The organism is Rhodococcus sp. 06-1460-1B (genome assembly GCF_002258475.1).
GTDB classification, from domain to species: Bacteria; Actinomycetota; Actinomycetes; order Mycobacteriales; family Mycobacteriaceae; genus Rhodococcoides; species Rhodococcoides fascians.
This window is the reverse complement of sequence record NZ_NOYS01000033.1, coordinates 20228-35044: the sequence shown is the minus strand read 5'-3', so window position 1 is coordinate 35044 and position 14817 is coordinate 20228. Positions and strand designations below refer to the sequence as shown.

The following is a 14817-nucleotide window of genomic DNA, read 5'->3' as shown; positions in this document are numbered from 1 at the left end:
CCGCGAAGTAACCTGAATGCTGTGACCGACACCGAGAGGGGCAGCCGAACTCTGCACAGAATCCGGCTGGTCGTGCTCGTGGTCGCGGTCGCCATCTCGATTCTGTCGGTCCTCTTGGTGGTCGGTGCCTGGCGAAACGACATCACCATCGACTCCGACAAGGGCGTCGCGACGGCCGAGGTGCTCTCGGCGGGCAAATTGCGTTCGGCGGTCAGTTTCATCACCCCCGACGGCGTGACCCACAATCCCAGACTCGGCGTGCTGTACCCCACCAATCTCGTCGTGGGTCAGCGCATCGAGGTCGAGTACTACAAGGCGGACTCCGACGACAACGACAGCGACAGCGACCTGCTGGTGCGTGTCGCTGGCCGTGACGCCGCGGTAGCGATCGTTCCTGCCGGATCGGTCATCGTCGTCACGTGGCTCATCGCCGGGCCGGCGTTGTTCTGGTTACGTCGCAAGGAGGCCCCGCGCATGAAGGCCAAGCGCATGGAGGTACAGGATGCGTAATGCCAGGCAGTGGGTCATCGCTGCTGTCGCCGCAGTGGCCGGGTTCGCGTTGGTGAACTTCGGCAACATCGCGTCCTCCATCGTGATCATGGTGCTCGTGGTGGTGTTTCTGCTCGTTCTGACGACTCCGGTGCTGTATCCGCGCTCTGTATCCGACGACGCGTCTCGAGTGGCTGCGACCGAGAAATCGGTGCCGCTGATCTACTGGCGTCCCGGTTGCATCTTCTGCCTTCGGCTGCGGGTTGCGCTGTTGCTCCGCGGAAAGAACGCCGTGTGGACGAACATCCGCGCAGATGCTGCTGCCGCAGCGCGGGTTCGGTCGGTGAACGACGGGAACGAGACGGTTCCGACGGTGTTCGTGGGCACCGGACACCGCACCAACCCGAGTCCCTCGTGGGTCGCCCAGCAATTCGTGTGACGTTGGCCCACACGTAACGTCGTCCATGCCTGGGCGACCGCGTGGCCACCCACACTGAGGACCGTGCGAGTAGCCATCGTTGCGGAATCGTTCTTGCCCAACATGAACGGCGTCACCCACTCGGTGATCCGTGTCCTCGAAAATCTCGAGAAGACCGGGCACGACGCCATCGTCGTCGCCCCCGACAACCCGTCGGGACCGCGAGCGGCGACCTGGCACAACGGCGTCCCGGTCCACCGAGTGCCGTCCGTGATGGTGCCGAAGGTCAGCTCCCTGCCCGTCGGTGTTCCTGGCCTCGGGATGGTCTCGGCGCTACGGACCTTCGCGCCCGACGTCGTGCATCTGGCGTCCCCGTTCCTGCTCGGAGCGGGCGGCCTGGCCGCCGCCAACCGCCTCGATGTGCCTGCCGTCGCCGTTTACCAGACCGATGTCGCTGGATTCGCCGCGAGCTACGGCCTCGGCTTGACCTCGAAGGCCGCGTGGCGTTGGACCAGGAGACTGCACCGCGGAGCGGCCCGCACTCTGGCACCGTCCACCTCGGCCGTCGACGCTCTCGAGCAGCACGGCATCCCGCGCGTACACCGGTGGGCCAGGGGAGTGGACGCGGTTCGGTTCGCGCCCTCGGCCGCGTCGGCCACCCTTCGCGGCCGATGGGGAGCCGGCGAGAAGCTGATCGTCGGGTTCGTCGGCAGGCTCGCGCCGGAGAAGCACGTCGAGCGGCTCGCCGTGCTGGCCGCAGATCCGTCGGTTCAGCTGGTGATCGTCGGCGGCGGACCCGATACGGCAGCACTGCAGGCGTTGATGCCGAATGCGATCTTCACCGGGCAACTCGGCGGCGACGAACTCGCGCAGGCCTACGCCAGCTTCGACATCTTCGTCCACCCCGGCGAACACGAAACCTTCTGTCAGGCAGTCCAAGAAGCCCTCGCCAGCGGAGTGCCCGTCATCGGTCCCGACGCCGGCGGACCCCGCGATCTGGTCTCGCACTGCCGCAACGGCTACCTGTTGCCGGTCGACAAGTTCACCGAGCTGCTGCCCAGTGCAGTCGGCGCCCTCGCCGAACCCACCACCCGCGCCCGCTTCGGCAACGCCGCCCGCCGATCGGTTCTGCACCGCACCTGGCCTGCCATCTGCGACGAGCTGATCTCCCACTACTACGACGTGCAAGGCATCACAGCGCCACGGGTGACCGAAGCAGCCTGAGTAAGCTGGAGTTCGTGGCCACGACATCGCGCGCAACCCTGGAAAAAGAGCCCCACGAGGTGGCGTCGATGTTCGACGGCGTCGCCCGCCGCTACGACATCACCAACACCGTTCTGTCGTTCGGCCAGGACCGCAGCTGGCGCAAGCTGACCCGCCGAGCCCTCGATCTGAAGCCCGGCGAGCGGGTCCTGGATCTCGCCGCCGGCACCGGCGTCTCCACCGTCGAACTCGGACGCAGCGGGGCCTGGTGCGTCGCCACCGACTTCTCCAAGGGCATGCTCCGAGCCGGACTCTCCCGCGGAGTGCCGATGGTCGCCGGTGACGCGATGGCGCTTCCGTACGCCGACGCCAGTTTCGACGCCGCCACCATCTCGTTCGGCCTTCGCAACGTCTCCGACTTCGATGCCGGTCTGCGCGAAATCGCCCGAGTCACCAAACCCGGTGGACGTCTTGTGGTCTCGGAATTCTCCACCCCGGTCTTCGGCCCGTTCCGCACGGCATACATGGAGTACCTGATGAAGGCGCTCCCCAAAGTAGCTCGCGCAGTGAGCAGCAACCCCGACGCTTACGTCTATCTCGCCGAGTCCATTCGCGCGTGGCCCACCCAGGAGCAGTTGGCTCAGCGCATCGCCGACGCCGGCTGGACGGACGTGCAGTGGCGCAACCTCACCGGCGGAATCGTGGCTCTGCACAAGGCAATTCGGCCCTGATTCCGCGCGCGGCTACGAAAACGGCGGCCGCGAATCGATTTTCAGTGACGTGGTTCCTGCGGTTCGCCACGTACGAGCGACGAGGTCGCTGTCGGCCTCGGTGACCAGGTTGCCCATGCACCGGACGGCAACTTTCATCAGTGCCCGCGAGCGCATGCCCACCGGACCCGCTGCGGGCAGGAACCTCGGCACGGTCAGCAGTCCGGCGAGGCGTCGAGCAATGGAGAAGGCTTGACCGTAGTGCTCACGCAGCACAGTCGGCCAGGCGTCGGTCAGGTCGGCGTGATCGAGAAGGTCGACCACCATGCGGCCGCCTTCGAGTCCGTAGTCGATGCCCTCACCGTTGAGTGGGTTCACGCACGCTGCGGCGTCACCGATGATCGCCCAGTTCACCCCCGCGACGCCGGAGACCGCCCCGCCCATCGGCAGCAGCGCCGACGCGACCGACCGCAGCTCGCCGGTCAGTTCCCATTCCGACCGCCGCTGCTGGGTGTAGAGGTCCAGCAGGGGACGCAGGGCTCCCGATGCGGGCCGGGTGGCGGTGGCCAGCGTGCCGACGCCGATGTTGATGTTGCCGTCGTTCAGTGGGAAGACCCATCCGTAGCCGGGCTGCAGCGTGCCTGCGCCGTCGCGCAGTTCGAGGTGCGAGCTGATCCATTCGTCGTCGCTGCGCGCAGACGTGATGTACGCGCGGGCGGCGACGCCGAACGCGGTGTCGCGGTGCCACTGGCGTCCGAGTTGCTTGCCCAGCGTGGACCGGACGCCGTCGGCGACGATCAGAGTGCGGCACGCGATGTCGTGGCTGCCTTCGCCGGTCTGCAGCGTCACCGATCGGACCGCATTTCCGTCGCGGGTGACGGACACCGCTTTGGCACCCTCGGCCATCACAGCCCCGGCGTCGACGGCAACGCGGCGGATGCGGTCGTCCAATTCGGTTCGCGGGACGGCACTGCCCACGGCCGGGAAAGATCTGCTCGGCCATTCGAGCTCGAGTTCCTGGCCGAACCCACTCAGGCGCAACCCGCGATTGCGCGCGGTACCGCGAACCCATTCACCCAGGCCCAACCGATCGAGTTCGGCGACCGCGCGCGGAGTCAGCCCGTCGCCGCACGTCTTGTCCCGGGGAAAGACGGCCGCGTCGGCGAGTACGACGTCGCGGCCCGAACGCGCTGCCCACGCTGCCGCGGACGATCCTGCGGGGCCCGCGCCCACGACCAACACATCGGTCGAGGAGGGCAGGGCCGGGTTGGATGAGGTCACAGATCCCAGTATCCCGACTGCCGCGGTGCTGCGCCGTCAGGGCCTTCGGTCGACCGTTGTCGAGGCCCTGCTCGTCGGGCGTGTTCACCGTCGGAGCGGTGACGTCGTTCACTCATTGGCCCTGGAGGGCGCGTCGGGAAGCGACTCGGGCTCGGTTCGGTGAGGGAATAGTCACCTGTGGTAGGCGGCACCGTCGTGCGAGTGTGCACACTAGGTTCACTACGGTAGTACCCGAGCAGCAGTTTCCGTCATCCATCGCCGCTCGACGCCGACGACAGGACAGGGATCAACATCGTGAGTACAGACGACGCGACCGCAGTAACGGTCGTTGCCGGAGTCGACCTGGGTGACCCGGAGCTCGCTCGATCCGTCGCCGACGGTCTCGCGCGCGTCGAAGAGCTGATGATCAGCGAACTGTCCGACGGCGAAGAGTTCCTCACCGAGGCTGCTCTGCATCTGGCGAAGGCCGGCGGCAAGCGATTCCGACCCCTGTTCACCGTGCTGACCGGCCAGCTGGGGCCGTCGCCGACAGATCCGGCGATCGTCACCGCCGCCACCGTGGTCGAGCTGGTGCACTTGGCGACGCTCTATCACGACGACGTCATGGACGAGGCGTCGATGCGCCGCGGAGCCGAGAGCGCGAACTCACGCTGGGGCAACAGTGTGGCCATTCTTGCGGGCGACTACCTGTTCGCACATGCGTCGCGTCTGGTGTCCACCCTCGGACCCGACGCCGTCCGCATCATCGCCGAGACCTTCGCCGAGTTGGTCACCGGGCAGATGCGCGAAACGATCGGGGCCAAGAGCACCGACGATCCCATCGCGCACTACTTGAAGGTCGTGTGGGAGAAGACCGGGTCGCTCATCGCCTCCTGTGGGCGCTTCGGCGGCACGTTCAGTGGCGGCGATGCCGAGCACGTGGGACGCCTCGAGCGCCTCGGTGACGCTGTCGGCACCGCGTTCCAGATCTCCGACGACATCATCGACATCTCCTCGGCCACCGAGCAGTCGGGTAAGACTCCCGGCACCGACCTGCGGGAAGGCGTGCACACCCTGCCGGTGCTGTTCGCGCTCCGCGAGGAAGGTGCCGACGGCGACCGCCTGCGCGAGATCCTGGCCGGCCCGGTCACCGAGGATGCGCTGGTCACCGAGGCCCTGGAGCTGTTGCAGCGGTCACCCGGCATGGTCGCGGCCAAGAAGACCCTCGGCGAGTACGCCGACCGCGCCCACGCCGAGCTCGCACTGCTGCCGCAGGGACCGGCCAACGACGCCCTGGGCCGACTGGTGAACTACACCGTCGAACGCGTGGGGTAGTCGCCCACTCGGTGGTCGGGAACTGCACGTCGGGGTGCCGTCGTTGAATCGGGTAGGAACACCCGGTACGAGGAGGCACCCGTCACGATGAACAGTTACGCCAACGGTGCGAAGACATTCGGCCTGCTGGTCGGGATGTCTGCGCTGATCGTCTTCATCGGGTCGTTGTTCGGTAACTCGATGATTCTGATCGGGTCGATCGTGCTGGCCGTCGGCGTCAACGGCTACGCGTACTTCAACAGCGCGAAGATGGCTCTGAAGTCGATGCACGCGGTGCCGGTGAGTGAGCTCGAACAGCCGGCGATGTACCGGATCGTGCGGGAACTGGCGACAACGGCACATCAGCCGATGCCCGCGCTGTACGTGAGCCCGACCAACAATCCCAACGCGTTCGCCACCGGGCGGAACCCGCGCAACGCAGCCGTGTGCTGCACCGAGGGCATTCTTCGGATCCTCGACGAGCGGGAACTTCGAGCGGTGCTCGGACACGAACTCTCGCACGTCTACAACCGCGACATCCTGATCTCGTCGGTGGCCGGTGCCATGGCGTCGGTCATCTCGGGTCTGGCGAACCTGGCCTTCTTCGCCAACGTCTTCGGCGGACGCGGCAACGGGGGACCGAACCCGCTCGCGCTGCTGTTGGTGTCGATGCTGGGACCCATTGCGGCCAGCCTGGTTCGCCTCGCGGTCTCTCGTTCTCGGGAGTATCAGGCCGATCAGTCCGGTGCCGAGCTGACCGGCGACCCGCTGGCGCTGGCGTCGGCACTGCGAAAGCTCGAGCAGGGGGTGCAGCTGGCACCGCTGCCGCCCGAGCCGCGGCTGGCCGCGGAGTCGCATCTGATGATCGCCAATCCGTTCCGCATCGGCGACAAAGCGGGCGCGCTGTTCGCCACCCACCCGCCGATGGCCGACCGAATCGAGCGGCTCGAGCGCATGGCCGGCCACCGGCCGTACTGAGCGGAGCCTGCGGCATGTGAGTGGAACTTCGTAGTCTGCTACGAGGTTCCACTCACATGCGGCGCTCTACCGGTAGTTGACGAACTGCAGGGCGATGCCGAAGTCCTCGTTCTTGAGCAACTGTTGGATTGCCTGCAGGTCGTCGCGCTTCTTGCTGCTCACGCGCAGCTCGTCGCCCTGGATCTGCGCTTTGACGCCCTTGGGGCCGTCGTCGCGGATCTTCTTGGAGATCTTCTTGGCGTTCTCGGTGCTGATGCCTTGCACGAGTTTGCCGGTGACCTTGTAGACCTTGCCGGACGCGGCCGGGTCGTTGGTCTCGAAAGCCTTGAGCGATACGTCGCGTCGGATCAGTTTCTCCTTGAAGACGTCCAGAGCTGCCTTGACCTTCTCCTCGGATTCGGACGTGATGACGATGGTCTCGGACTCGCCACTGCCGGACCACTCGATGCTGGTGTCCGATCCTCGGAAGTCGAAGCGGGTCGCCAGCTCCTTCGCGGCCTGTCCGAGAGCGTTGTCCACTTCCTGCCGGTCGACTTTGCTCACTACGTCGAAGGACGAATCAGCCACTTCTCACACTCTCCAGTCGAATCGAAAATTTGTTTCTGCGGTGGTGTCGGTCCACATCCCGCTGGGACTTTATCGGCCCGCTACCGACCGTATCCACCCGGTTTGCGTTCCGGGGGGACGTTCGTTGTATTCTTCTCACCGCGCCGAAGACCAGCACGGACTTCGATCGCAGCACGGCAGATTGCCCGAGCGGCCAATGGGAGCGGACTGTAAATCCGTCGGCTTATGCCTACGTAGGTTCGAATCCTACATCTGCCACACCTGGAACCCCGGCGAGAGATTTTCTCGCTGGGGTTTCCATGTGAAGAGGACATATCAGGGCCGCTGACCTCGCAATTTGGCAGTCGGTGCTCGGAATGTGTAACCTCTTGAAGGCTTCAGCGCACGGCTTGTTCGTGTTCTGAGGTGGAGCCTGCGGAACGAGAGTTCCCGTAGTCACCCGCCCCCTTAGCTCAGTCGGTAGAGCGTTTCCATGGTAAGGAAAAGGTCAACGGTTCGATTCCGTTAGGGGGCTCGCTGGATTGGATGGCTCGACGTCGCGCTCCCGTTCGTGGGATGGTGGACGATGAGCACCTGAGGCGGTGTAGCTCAGTTGGTAGAGCAAACGACTCATAATCGTTGCGTCGCCGGTTCAAGTCCGGTCACCGCTACACAGTAGGCAAGCACGGCAAGTAGCACGCATGAACAGTCCTGATTGACCCAGATCAGATTTACCCGAAAGTAGGCGTCCAGTGGCCTCCTCCACCGATGTGCGGCCCAAGATCACCTTGGCCTGCGAGGTTTGCAAGCACCGCAACTACATCACCAAGAAGAACCGTCGGAACGATCCCGACCGCATCGAGCTGAAGAAGTTCTGCTCCAACTGCGGCACGCACCGGGCGCACCGCGAGTCTCGCTAGGTCCAACTGCCCTTCTGTAAGGGTAGAAAAGGTCGTTTCCACCGTGTCACAAGCACCACACGATGCTGCGGCATCATCTGAAATTCCGGCCATGGATGTATCCGCTCACGCGGCGTCCATGGTCGGTTTTCATTACCGCGTCGACGACTTCTACGAGGTCGGCCGCGAAAAGGTCCGTGAGTACGCGCGTGCGGTCCAGGACTTCCATCCCGCGCATCACGACGAGGACGCAGCGAAGGGCCTCGGTTACGACGGTCTCCTCGCGCCCTTGACCTTCATTTCGCTGGTCGGCATCATCGCGCAGACGCGGATGTTCAAAGAGGTCATCACCGGGTACGACCCGAGCCAGATTCTGCAGACCGATCAGCGGCTGCAATTTCACCGCCCGATTCAGGTCGGCGATCGACTGGTGTGCGATGTGCACCTCGAGTCGTTCCGGCAGATGAGTGGCAGCGACATCATGACCACCAAGAACATCGTCACCGACCAGAACGGCGAGGTCGTGCAGACGACGTGGACGACCATCGTCGCGCGTACCGGCGGCGAGGTCGACGAGAACATCGCGCACGCGGTCAAGGAAGTGATCATGCATGGCGCTTCGTAGCTTCGACGACGTCTCCGTCGGATACGAGTTGCCGGAGCGAGTCGTCATGCTCACGCGCGGCGATCTGGTGAACTACGCGGGTGTCTCGGGAGATCCGAACCCGATTCACTGGAGCGACGAGGTCGTCCGCCTGGCCGGCCTGGACAATGTGATCGCGCACGGCATGCTGACGATGGGCCTCGGTGCCGGGTTCGTCACGTCGTGGCTGGGTGATCCCGGTGCGGTCACCGAATACAACGTTCGCTTCACCAGCTCGGTCTACGTGTCCGAGGACTCCGCGGCTGCGGTCGAGTTCTCCGGCAAGATCAAGTCGGTGGATGCGGACGAGAGAACTGCCGTCATCGCTATCGTGGCGAAGTTCGAGGGCAAGAAGATTTTCGGGCGAGCGACCGCTACGGTTCGCTTGGCCTGATGATGGGTCGATCCGGACGGCCACCGAGCTGCCGGAACGACGGGATTTATCTGTTCCGAAGGGTGTGCAGTACACTGAGATTTCTGGGGTAATCCAGCGCTGTGCGCTGCCCGCGTCCTCCTCGGAGGTTGTGTGGGTTCGCGTGAATGCGTCGGGTGGACACCAGAGCGGCCGAGAAGTTTTCGGCCGAAGGGGCGTAGCTCAATTGGTAGAGCAACGGTCTCCAAAACCGTAGGTTGCAGGTTCAAGTCCTGTCGCCCCTGCCCAAGGTGTCAGCAACTGAGAGGAACGACGTGAGCGAGGAGCGCGGTAAGCGCGACGGTCGATCGGAGGAGTTCGAGAACTCCTCGGCTCCAGACGACGTCGCACCTGGCTCCGAGGGCCGTCTCTCCGATGCTGACACAACCGCAGATGATGCCGCTGCAGGCGCAGTGGCTCCCACCGGCAAGCGTGCGTCCGGCAGGTCCCGTGGCAGCGCCGCCGGCGTGTCGATGACGAAGGCCGCGCCCGCGAAGGCCACTCCGGGCAAGGCTCGGTCCGGCAAGGCCAAGCTCGACAAGCGGCCGAATGTGTTTCTGCGTCTGCTGCAGTTCTTCCGCGAGGTTGTTGCCGAACTGCGCAAGGTCATCTGGCCGAACAAGAAGCAGATGGTCACCTACACCACCGTCGTGCTCGTCTTCCTGACGTTCATGGTCGCGTACATCAGCGGTCTCGACGTGTTGTTCATCAAGGGCGTCGGCTGGCTGTTCGGCTGACCGAGACGGCCGACTTTTCGACGATCGAACCGAGCAGGAAACTAGAGAAAGGGTGCTGACGTGAGCACGCCGCACAACGACGCCACCGAAGTGGCCGCATTCGACGCCGATGTCGAGGCGACCAAGCAGGGCCTCGAAGCGGAGCAGGCCGCTCAGGACCGCGAGACCGACGAAGCAATCAAGGCCGACGTGGCCGCTGCCGCCGGGGACGACGTTGCCGCCGAAGGCGACGAGGCCGCTGACGCCGACGTCACGGCAGAGCCCGAGGATCCCGTCGCCGAGATGAAGGCGGCTCTGCGTCGCGCTCCCGGCGACTGGTACGTCATCCACTCGTACGCCGGATACGAGAACAAGGTCAAGGCCAACCTCGAGACCCGTGTGCAGAACCTCGACGTCGGCGACTACATCTTCCAGGTGGAAGTTCCCACCGAAGAGGTCACCGAGATCAAGAACGGCCAGCGCAAGCAGGTCAACCGCAAGGTTCTGCCCGGCTACATCCTGGTCCGCATGGAACTCAACGACGAGTCCTGGGGCGCGGTGCGCAACACCCCCGGCGTCACCGGATTCGTCGGTGCGACGTCGCGTCCGTCACCGTTGACCATCAACGAAGTCGTCAAGTTCCTCATGCCGCAGGAAGGTGCCAAGAAGGACGCGAAAGCGACCGCAGGCGCAAGCGACCAGAGCGGCGACACCACGTCGAAGCCGACCATCGAGGTCGACTTCGAGGTCGGCGAGTCGGTCACCGTCATGGACGGCCCGTTCGCGACTCTCCCCGCCAGCATCAGCGAGGTCAACGCAGAGCAGCAGAAGCTCAAGGTGTTGGTATCGATCTTCGGCCGTGAAACCCCGGTCGAGCTCGGCTTCACCCAGGTCTCCAAGATCTAGAAGCCGCGCGCACAGACTTGCAGTAGCAACCGCAAGAAACCCGAGCGAATACAAGGAAAAAGAAATGCCCCCGAAGAAGAAGAAGCTAGCCGGGATCATCAAGCTTCAGATCCAGGCCGGTGCCGCCAACCCGGCACCGCCCGTCGGCCCCGCATTGGGCCAGCACGGCGTCAACATCATGGAGTTCTGCAAGGCGTACAACGCCGCGACCGAGTCGCAGCGCGGCAACGTCGTACCGGTCGAGATCTCGGTCTACGAAGACCGCACGTTCGACTTCAAGCTCAAGACTCCTCCCGCTGCCAAGCTGCTGCTCAAGGCTGCAGGCGTGGCAAAGGGCTCCGGCGAGCCGCACAAGACCAAGGTCGCCAAGGTGACCATGGATCAGGTGCGCGAGATCGCCAAGACCAAGCAGGAAGACCTCAACGCCAACGACATCGATCAGGCCGCGAAGATCATCGCCGGCACTGCTCGCTCGATGGGCATCACGGTCGAAGGCTGATTACCAGCTCTCTGCAGTAACCGAAGTACACGTGGGAGAGCCGGCCAGGCTCGTCAACCACACTGAACTCGAACGAAGGACAGCAAGACATGGCAAAGCGCAGCAAGGCCTACCTCGAGCAGGCCGCAAAGATCGACCAGGACAATCTCTACTCTCCTCTCGAAGCCGCCAAGTTGGCCAAGGAGACCGCGTCGAGCAAGTTCGACCCCACCGTCGAGGTTGCAGTGCGACTCGGCGTCGATCCCCGCAAGGCGGATCAGATGGTGCGCGGCACCGTCAACCTTCCCCACGGCACCGGCAAGACCGCTCGGGTTATTGTTTTCGCCGCTGGTGAGAAGGCTGCAGAGGCCGAGGCAGCAGGAGCCGACGTCGTCGGAGCAGAAGATCTGATCGAGCGCATCCAGGGCGGTTTCCTGGACTTCGACGCCGCGATCGCCACCCCCGATCAGATGGCCAAGGTCGGCCGCATTGCCCGTGTCCTCGGACCGCGTGGCCTGATGCCGAACCCGAAGACGGGCACGGTCACCAACGATGTGACCAAGGCCGTCAACGACATCAAGGGCGGCAAGATCAACTTCCGCGTCGACAAGCAGGCCAACCTGCACTTCGTCATCGGTAAGGCCTCGTTCGACGAGACCAAGCTGGTGGAGAACTACGGCGCAGCGCTGGACGAGATCCTGCGTGCGAAGCCGTCGTCGGCCAAGGGTCGTTACGTCAAGAAGGTCACCGTCTCGACCACCACCGGACCCGGCGTCCAGGTCGATCCGAACCGCACGCGCAACCTCCTCGAGGACGACGCGAACGCGTAATTTCGTATCTGCGAACGAAGGCCGGTCTCCCCAGGGAGGCCGGCCTTCGTCGTAGGGTCTTGCCGAGGATCTAGGCCGCGTTCGCGCGAGCGAAGTTGGCCAGGACGATGCCGCTGATGCGGTCGAGCAACGCGGCGGGTAGGTCGTGGGCCATGCCGTCTATCAGCGTCAGCTCGGCACCGGGAACGGCGCGGGCGATGGCCTTGCCGCACGACGGTCGGACCAGTCTGTCGGCGGTCCCGTGAATGACGGTCGTCGGCGCGGTGATCTTCTTCGCGTACGGCCGCAGGCTGCCGGTGCCGGTGATCGCAGCCATCTGCCGCACGACGCCCGAGGGGTTGTAGTTCCGCTCGTACATCACCTGCGCGATCTCCAGTTGTTCCTCGAGCGGAGTGCGGAAGCCGGGAGAGCCGATGGTGGACAACGTCTTTGCCGAATGCGCGATGATTTCCTCTTTCGTGGCGTCCTTCCCGACGCCACCGAGCAGGGGCAGCAGGGCGCGTGGGTCCGGCGGAGGCAGGAACGGCTCGTTGGTGCTCGAGAAGAGAATGCCCACCGATTCGGTTCGTTCGGGGTAACTACCGGCGAAGACCTGAGTGATCATGCCTCCCATCGATGCACCGACGACGTGCACGGTATCGATGCCGAGGTGATCGAGTACTCCTACGGCGTCGGCGGCCATGTCGACGATCGTGTAGGGCACGTCGGAAGACATCCCGAGCTCGTGTCGGATCATTCGGAGGATCTGGGATCCCCGCACCTTTTGCCCGGTCATCTTCGTGGACAGTCCGATGTCGCGGTTGTCGATGCGGATCACTCGGTATCCCGCATCGACGAGGCGGGTACAGAAATCCATGGGCCACAACGTCAATTGCGCGGACAGGCCCATGATCAGCAGGACCGCAGGGTCATCGACCGAACCCATGTCCTCGTACGCGATCTCGACGGAGTTCGCCGGCGCGATGCCTTGTTCGATTCTCATGATGTCGTTCCTACCAGCCCGGCTCACCGAGTATGGGCACCACCAGGTAGCTCGGGCTTTCCGGGTCGATGCTGATGTCCTGTTTGCGTAGTCGAGTGCGCAGTAGGTCCGGCAAGATCGGGATGAACCGTGGTGTGTCGGTGGCGAATACGTCGACCCGGAGTCGGTGGCCAGTGGCGATGACGGCCTCGGTGGTGAGAATGTCGATATCGAGAACGATGGGTTCGCCGATGGGTACCGGAAGCAGCGCCGCTTCGGTGAGCGGGTGGTAGGGCCGGGTGTAGTCGCCGTTCGGCGCGAACAAGGAACGTTCGTCGTCCACGGCTCGACGCGAGGCCAGAAGAGCGCCGTTGCTGAGCACCGTCGAGGTCCCGTCGGGAGCGACGTCGCAGATCATGATGGCCCACAACGCTTCCCGTGCGTGGCAGACCACTCGAAGATGCAGATTCATCGGACCGGACAGAACGGCGTCCGACTCGGCCGGACCGGTGGTGAAGGTGACTGCGGCACCTTCGGCGAACCGGTTGTCGTAGGTGAATCCGCCCCCCAACACTGCCGTCACGCCGGCGAGTACCTGGGTGGTGTCACGCGAGACGACGGCCCGCAACGAGGGCCGCACCGTCAGGATGTCGCGGGACGTGGCCGGTTCGGTCGTGAGGCTGCCGTCGGCTACGGCGTGGGCTGCCGTTCCTGAGGGCGTCGCCGACAGGTACAGCCTGCGTGGTTGCGCCCGCGGAGCCGGAAAGCGGCCGTGCGCAGTCCAATTGCCGCCCTGTTGACGCAACGTGACGGGGCCGTAGTTCTCGATTCCGTTGTCGATGTCGCGTAGCCACTTGTCGAACCAGGCTCGCTCGAGCATATCGAGACGCGGTGGAAAGCCCGGTTCGCCGAACCCGATTCCGGGGTTGCCGTGGTACCCGTCACCGACGAGCAACTGCTTCGATCCGCGTTCGAGGGACAGCCGGTTGTAGATGTCGGGGGCGGAGCCGCCGAAGATGTCGTGCCAGCAGCCGTACAAGAATGTCGGCACCGCGATGTCCTCGATGGCGGCGTCGATGGTGTCGTAGTACTCGTCGTCGTAGATTCGTGAATCTCGTCCTGTGACAAAGCCTTTGGCCAGATCGAACAGGTTGGTGGCGGGGGACAGGGTGCGATCGCGGAGCCAGGTGAACGTGTCGATGCCGCCGATGGCCGGTGCCCACTTCAATGCGTTGACGGCGGTGAGCCACAGCGGGATGAACGCCGAGGTGGCCCCTCCGGTTGCGAAGATCTCGCGGACGATGTCCACCGAGCCCTCGACGGCGAAGATCGCGTCGAGCCCGGCGGGTTGCTTGGCTGCGGCCTGCAGCGCATTGATCGCCGAGTACGAGATGCCGGCCATTCCCACCCTGCCGTTGCACCAGTACTGGCGTCGGGCCCAGTCGATCACCTCGAGGGAATCGAGTTGTTCGCGGGTGCCCAGCACGTCCCAGGTGCCCGAGGAACTGCCGGTGCCGCGGACATCGACGATCATCTGAACGTACCCGCTGCGGACGAGGTGCCGGTTGACCGACAGCAGGTCCGCCGCCCCGCCTGCAACCACTCGGGTGATCTCGGTGATGCCGTCGAAACGGGTTCCGGTGAGGTCGAACGCGGACGAGAAGGCTCTGATCGCACGACCGAGAACAGGGGTCTCGAGGATCGTGTCGATGCTCTTGATCAGCAGCTTGTTGTACGGCGTCAGATTCAGGACGGTGGGAAAACTCCCCGTCACCGCCTTACCCGATGCGTCGGCGGGGCGGACGACGTACGCGCGCAGCGCTGTGCCGTCGCTCATCGGGATACGAACGTTCGCCGATACCGACACTCGCGGATACCGCGGTTCCTCGCGCACGATCGCCGCCCACGCCGCTGCCGCGTCGCCGCCGCTGGGGTCGCGTACGGGTTGCAGTAGGGGGTGGGGCTGCACGGCAGTCATGAACGTCGACTAGACCGTCGAACGACCCTGTTTGTCCCGAGGTGTCAACTTCAGAAGACGGCTGCACTCTTTGCAG

The 14817-nt window shown here is 64.6% G+C and carries 17 protein-coding genes and 4 tRNA genes; 17 read left to right on the top strand and 4 right to left on the bottom strand.

The annotated features are described in order from the left end of the window. Window positions 1-21 precede the first annotated feature (21 nt). The 4 genes from CH268_RS18375 (at window position 22) to CH268_RS18360 (ending at window position 2841) form a co-directional block, all read left to right on the top strand. Window positions 22-510 carry a DUF3592 domain-containing protein gene (locus tag CH268_RS18375; protein ID WP_176457983.1) on the top strand — a complete coding sequence of 163 codons (489 nt, stop codon included), beginning with the start codon at window positions 22-24 and terminating at the stop codon, window positions 508-510. Then, window positions 503-928, top strand: coding sequence for a glutaredoxin domain-containing protein (locus CH268_RS18370; protein ID WP_094665470.1), 426 nt, complete (start codon window positions 503-505; stop codon window positions 926-928). Before CH268_RS18375 ends, CH268_RS18370 begins: the two co-directional genes overlap by 8 nt. 63 nt (window positions 929-991) lie before the next feature. After that, complete coding sequence (locus CH268_RS18365) at window positions 992-2131, top strand: glycosyltransferase family 4 protein (protein WP_217900924.1); 1140 nt, start codon at window positions 992-994, stop codon at window positions 2129-2131. A gap of 14 nt (window positions 2132-2145) precedes the next feature. After that, window positions 2146-2841: a demethylmenaquinone methyltransferase gene (locus CH268_RS18360; protein ID WP_027498286.1), complete on the top strand. Its 696-nt coding sequence runs from the start codon at window positions 2146-2148 to the stop codon at window positions 2839-2841. 12 nt (window positions 2842-2853) lie between these two features. Here the strand turns inward: CH268_RS18360 and CH268_RS18355 are convergent, their stop codons facing one another. Further along, window positions 2854-4101 (bottom strand): geranylgeranyl reductase family protein, encoded by a 1248-nt coding sequence (locus tag CH268_RS18355; protein ID WP_094665466.1) that lies wholly within the window; start codon window positions 4099-4101, stop codon window positions 2854-2856. Between the two features lie 294 nt (window positions 4102-4395). Here CH268_RS18355 and CH268_RS18350 point away from each other — a divergent pair, with 294 nt between their 5' ends. Both CH268_RS18350 and htpX read left to right on the top strand, forming a co-directional pair. Then, the gene (locus CH268_RS18350) at window positions 4396-5415 is read left to right on the top strand and encodes a polyprenyl synthetase family protein (RefSeq protein ID WP_032365250.1); all 1020 of its coding nucleotides are present in this window, start codon (window positions 4396-4398) and stop codon (window positions 5413-5415) included. An 87-nt stretch (window positions 5416-5502) separates the two neighbouring features. Then, complete coding sequence (htpX, locus tag CH268_RS18345; protein WP_027498283.1) at window positions 5503-6372, top strand: zinc metalloprotease HtpX; 870 nt, start codon at window positions 5503-5505, stop codon at window positions 6370-6372. Window positions 6373-6438: 66 nt separating this feature from the next. Here htpX and CH268_RS18340 read toward each other — a convergent pair whose 3' ends face one another. Further along, window positions 6439-6939 (bottom strand): YajQ family cyclic di-GMP-binding protein, encoded by a 501-nt coding sequence (locus CH268_RS18340; protein WP_027498282.1) that lies wholly within the window; start codon window positions 6937-6939, stop codon window positions 6439-6441. A gap of 175 nt (window positions 6940-7114) precedes the next feature. On the opposite strand from CH268_RS18340, the gene CH268_RS18335 reads away from it, so the two are divergent. The 11 genes from CH268_RS18335 to rplA all read left to right on the top strand — a co-directional run bounded on the left by CH268_RS18335 (window position 7115) and on the right by rplA (window position 11802). Beyond that, a tRNA-Tyr gene (locus CH268_RS18335) sits at window positions 7115-7197 on the top strand. 183 nt (window positions 7198-7380) lie between these two features. Continuing rightward, window positions 7381-7453 (top strand) — tRNA-Thr (locus CH268_RS18330). A gap of 63 nt (window positions 7454-7516) precedes the next feature. Beyond that, a tRNA-Met gene (locus tag CH268_RS18325) sits at window positions 7517-7589 on the top strand. 81 nt (window positions 7590-7670) lie between these two features. Then, complete coding sequence (gene rpmG, locus CH268_RS18320; protein ID WP_027498281.1) at window positions 7671-7838, top strand: 50S ribosomal protein L33; 168 nt, start codon at window positions 7671-7673, stop codon at window positions 7836-7838. A 91-nt stretch (window positions 7839-7929) separates the two neighbouring features. Beyond that, window positions 7930-8442, top strand: a complete 513-nt coding sequence (gene hadA / locus CH268_RS18315) for a (3R)-hydroxyacyl-ACP dehydratase subunit HadA (RefSeq protein WP_048316186.1) — start codon at window positions 7930-7932, stop codon at window positions 8440-8442. Beyond that, the gene (hadB, locus tag CH268_RS18310) at window positions 8429-8854 is read left to right on the top strand and encodes a (3R)-hydroxyacyl-ACP dehydratase subunit HadB (RefSeq protein ID WP_032365253.1); all 426 of its coding nucleotides are present in this window, start codon (window positions 8429-8431) and stop codon (window positions 8852-8854) included. Before hadA ends, hadB begins: the two co-directional genes overlap by 14 nt. Window positions 8855-9044: 190 nt before the next feature. Then, a tRNA-Trp gene (locus CH268_RS18305) sits at window positions 9045-9117 on the top strand. A gap of 30 nt (window positions 9118-9147) precedes the next feature. Then, entirely contained in the window at window positions 9148-9609 is a 462-nt protein-coding gene (gene secE / locus CH268_RS18300; RefSeq protein WP_094665464.1) for a preprotein translocase subunit SecE, read from the top strand. Window positions 9610-9669: 60 nt separating this feature from the next. Beyond that, window positions 9670-10494 (top strand): transcription termination/antitermination protein NusG, encoded by an 825-nt coding sequence (nusG, locus tag CH268_RS18295; protein WP_027498277.1) that lies wholly within the window; start codon window positions 9670-9672, stop codon window positions 10492-10494. A 64-nt stretch (window positions 10495-10558) separates the two neighbouring features. After that, window positions 10559-10993 (top strand): 50S ribosomal protein L11, encoded by a 435-nt coding sequence (gene rplK / locus CH268_RS18290; RefSeq protein ID WP_008713829.1) that lies wholly within the window; start codon window positions 10559-10561, stop codon window positions 10991-10993. An 89-nt stretch (window positions 10994-11082) separates the two neighbouring features. Next, window positions 11083-11802: a 50S ribosomal protein L1 gene (gene rplA / locus CH268_RS18285; RefSeq protein ID WP_027498276.1), complete on the top strand. Its 720-nt coding sequence runs from the start codon at window positions 11083-11085 to the stop codon at window positions 11800-11802. A gap of 70 nt (window positions 11803-11872) precedes the next feature. Here the strand turns inward: rplA and CH268_RS18280 are convergent, their stop codons facing one another. Then, a complete protein-coding gene (locus CH268_RS18280; RefSeq protein WP_057475224.1) occupies window positions 11873-12784 on the bottom strand; it encodes an alpha/beta fold hydrolase in 912 nt (303 codons plus the stop codon). Window positions 12785-12794: 10 nt separating this feature from the next. Continuing rightward, window positions 12795-14741 (bottom strand): CocE/NonD family hydrolase, encoded by a 1947-nt coding sequence (locus CH268_RS18275; protein ID WP_094665462.1) that lies wholly within the window; start codon window positions 14739-14741, stop codon window positions 12795-12797. Window positions 14742-14817: the final 76 nt, after the last annotated feature.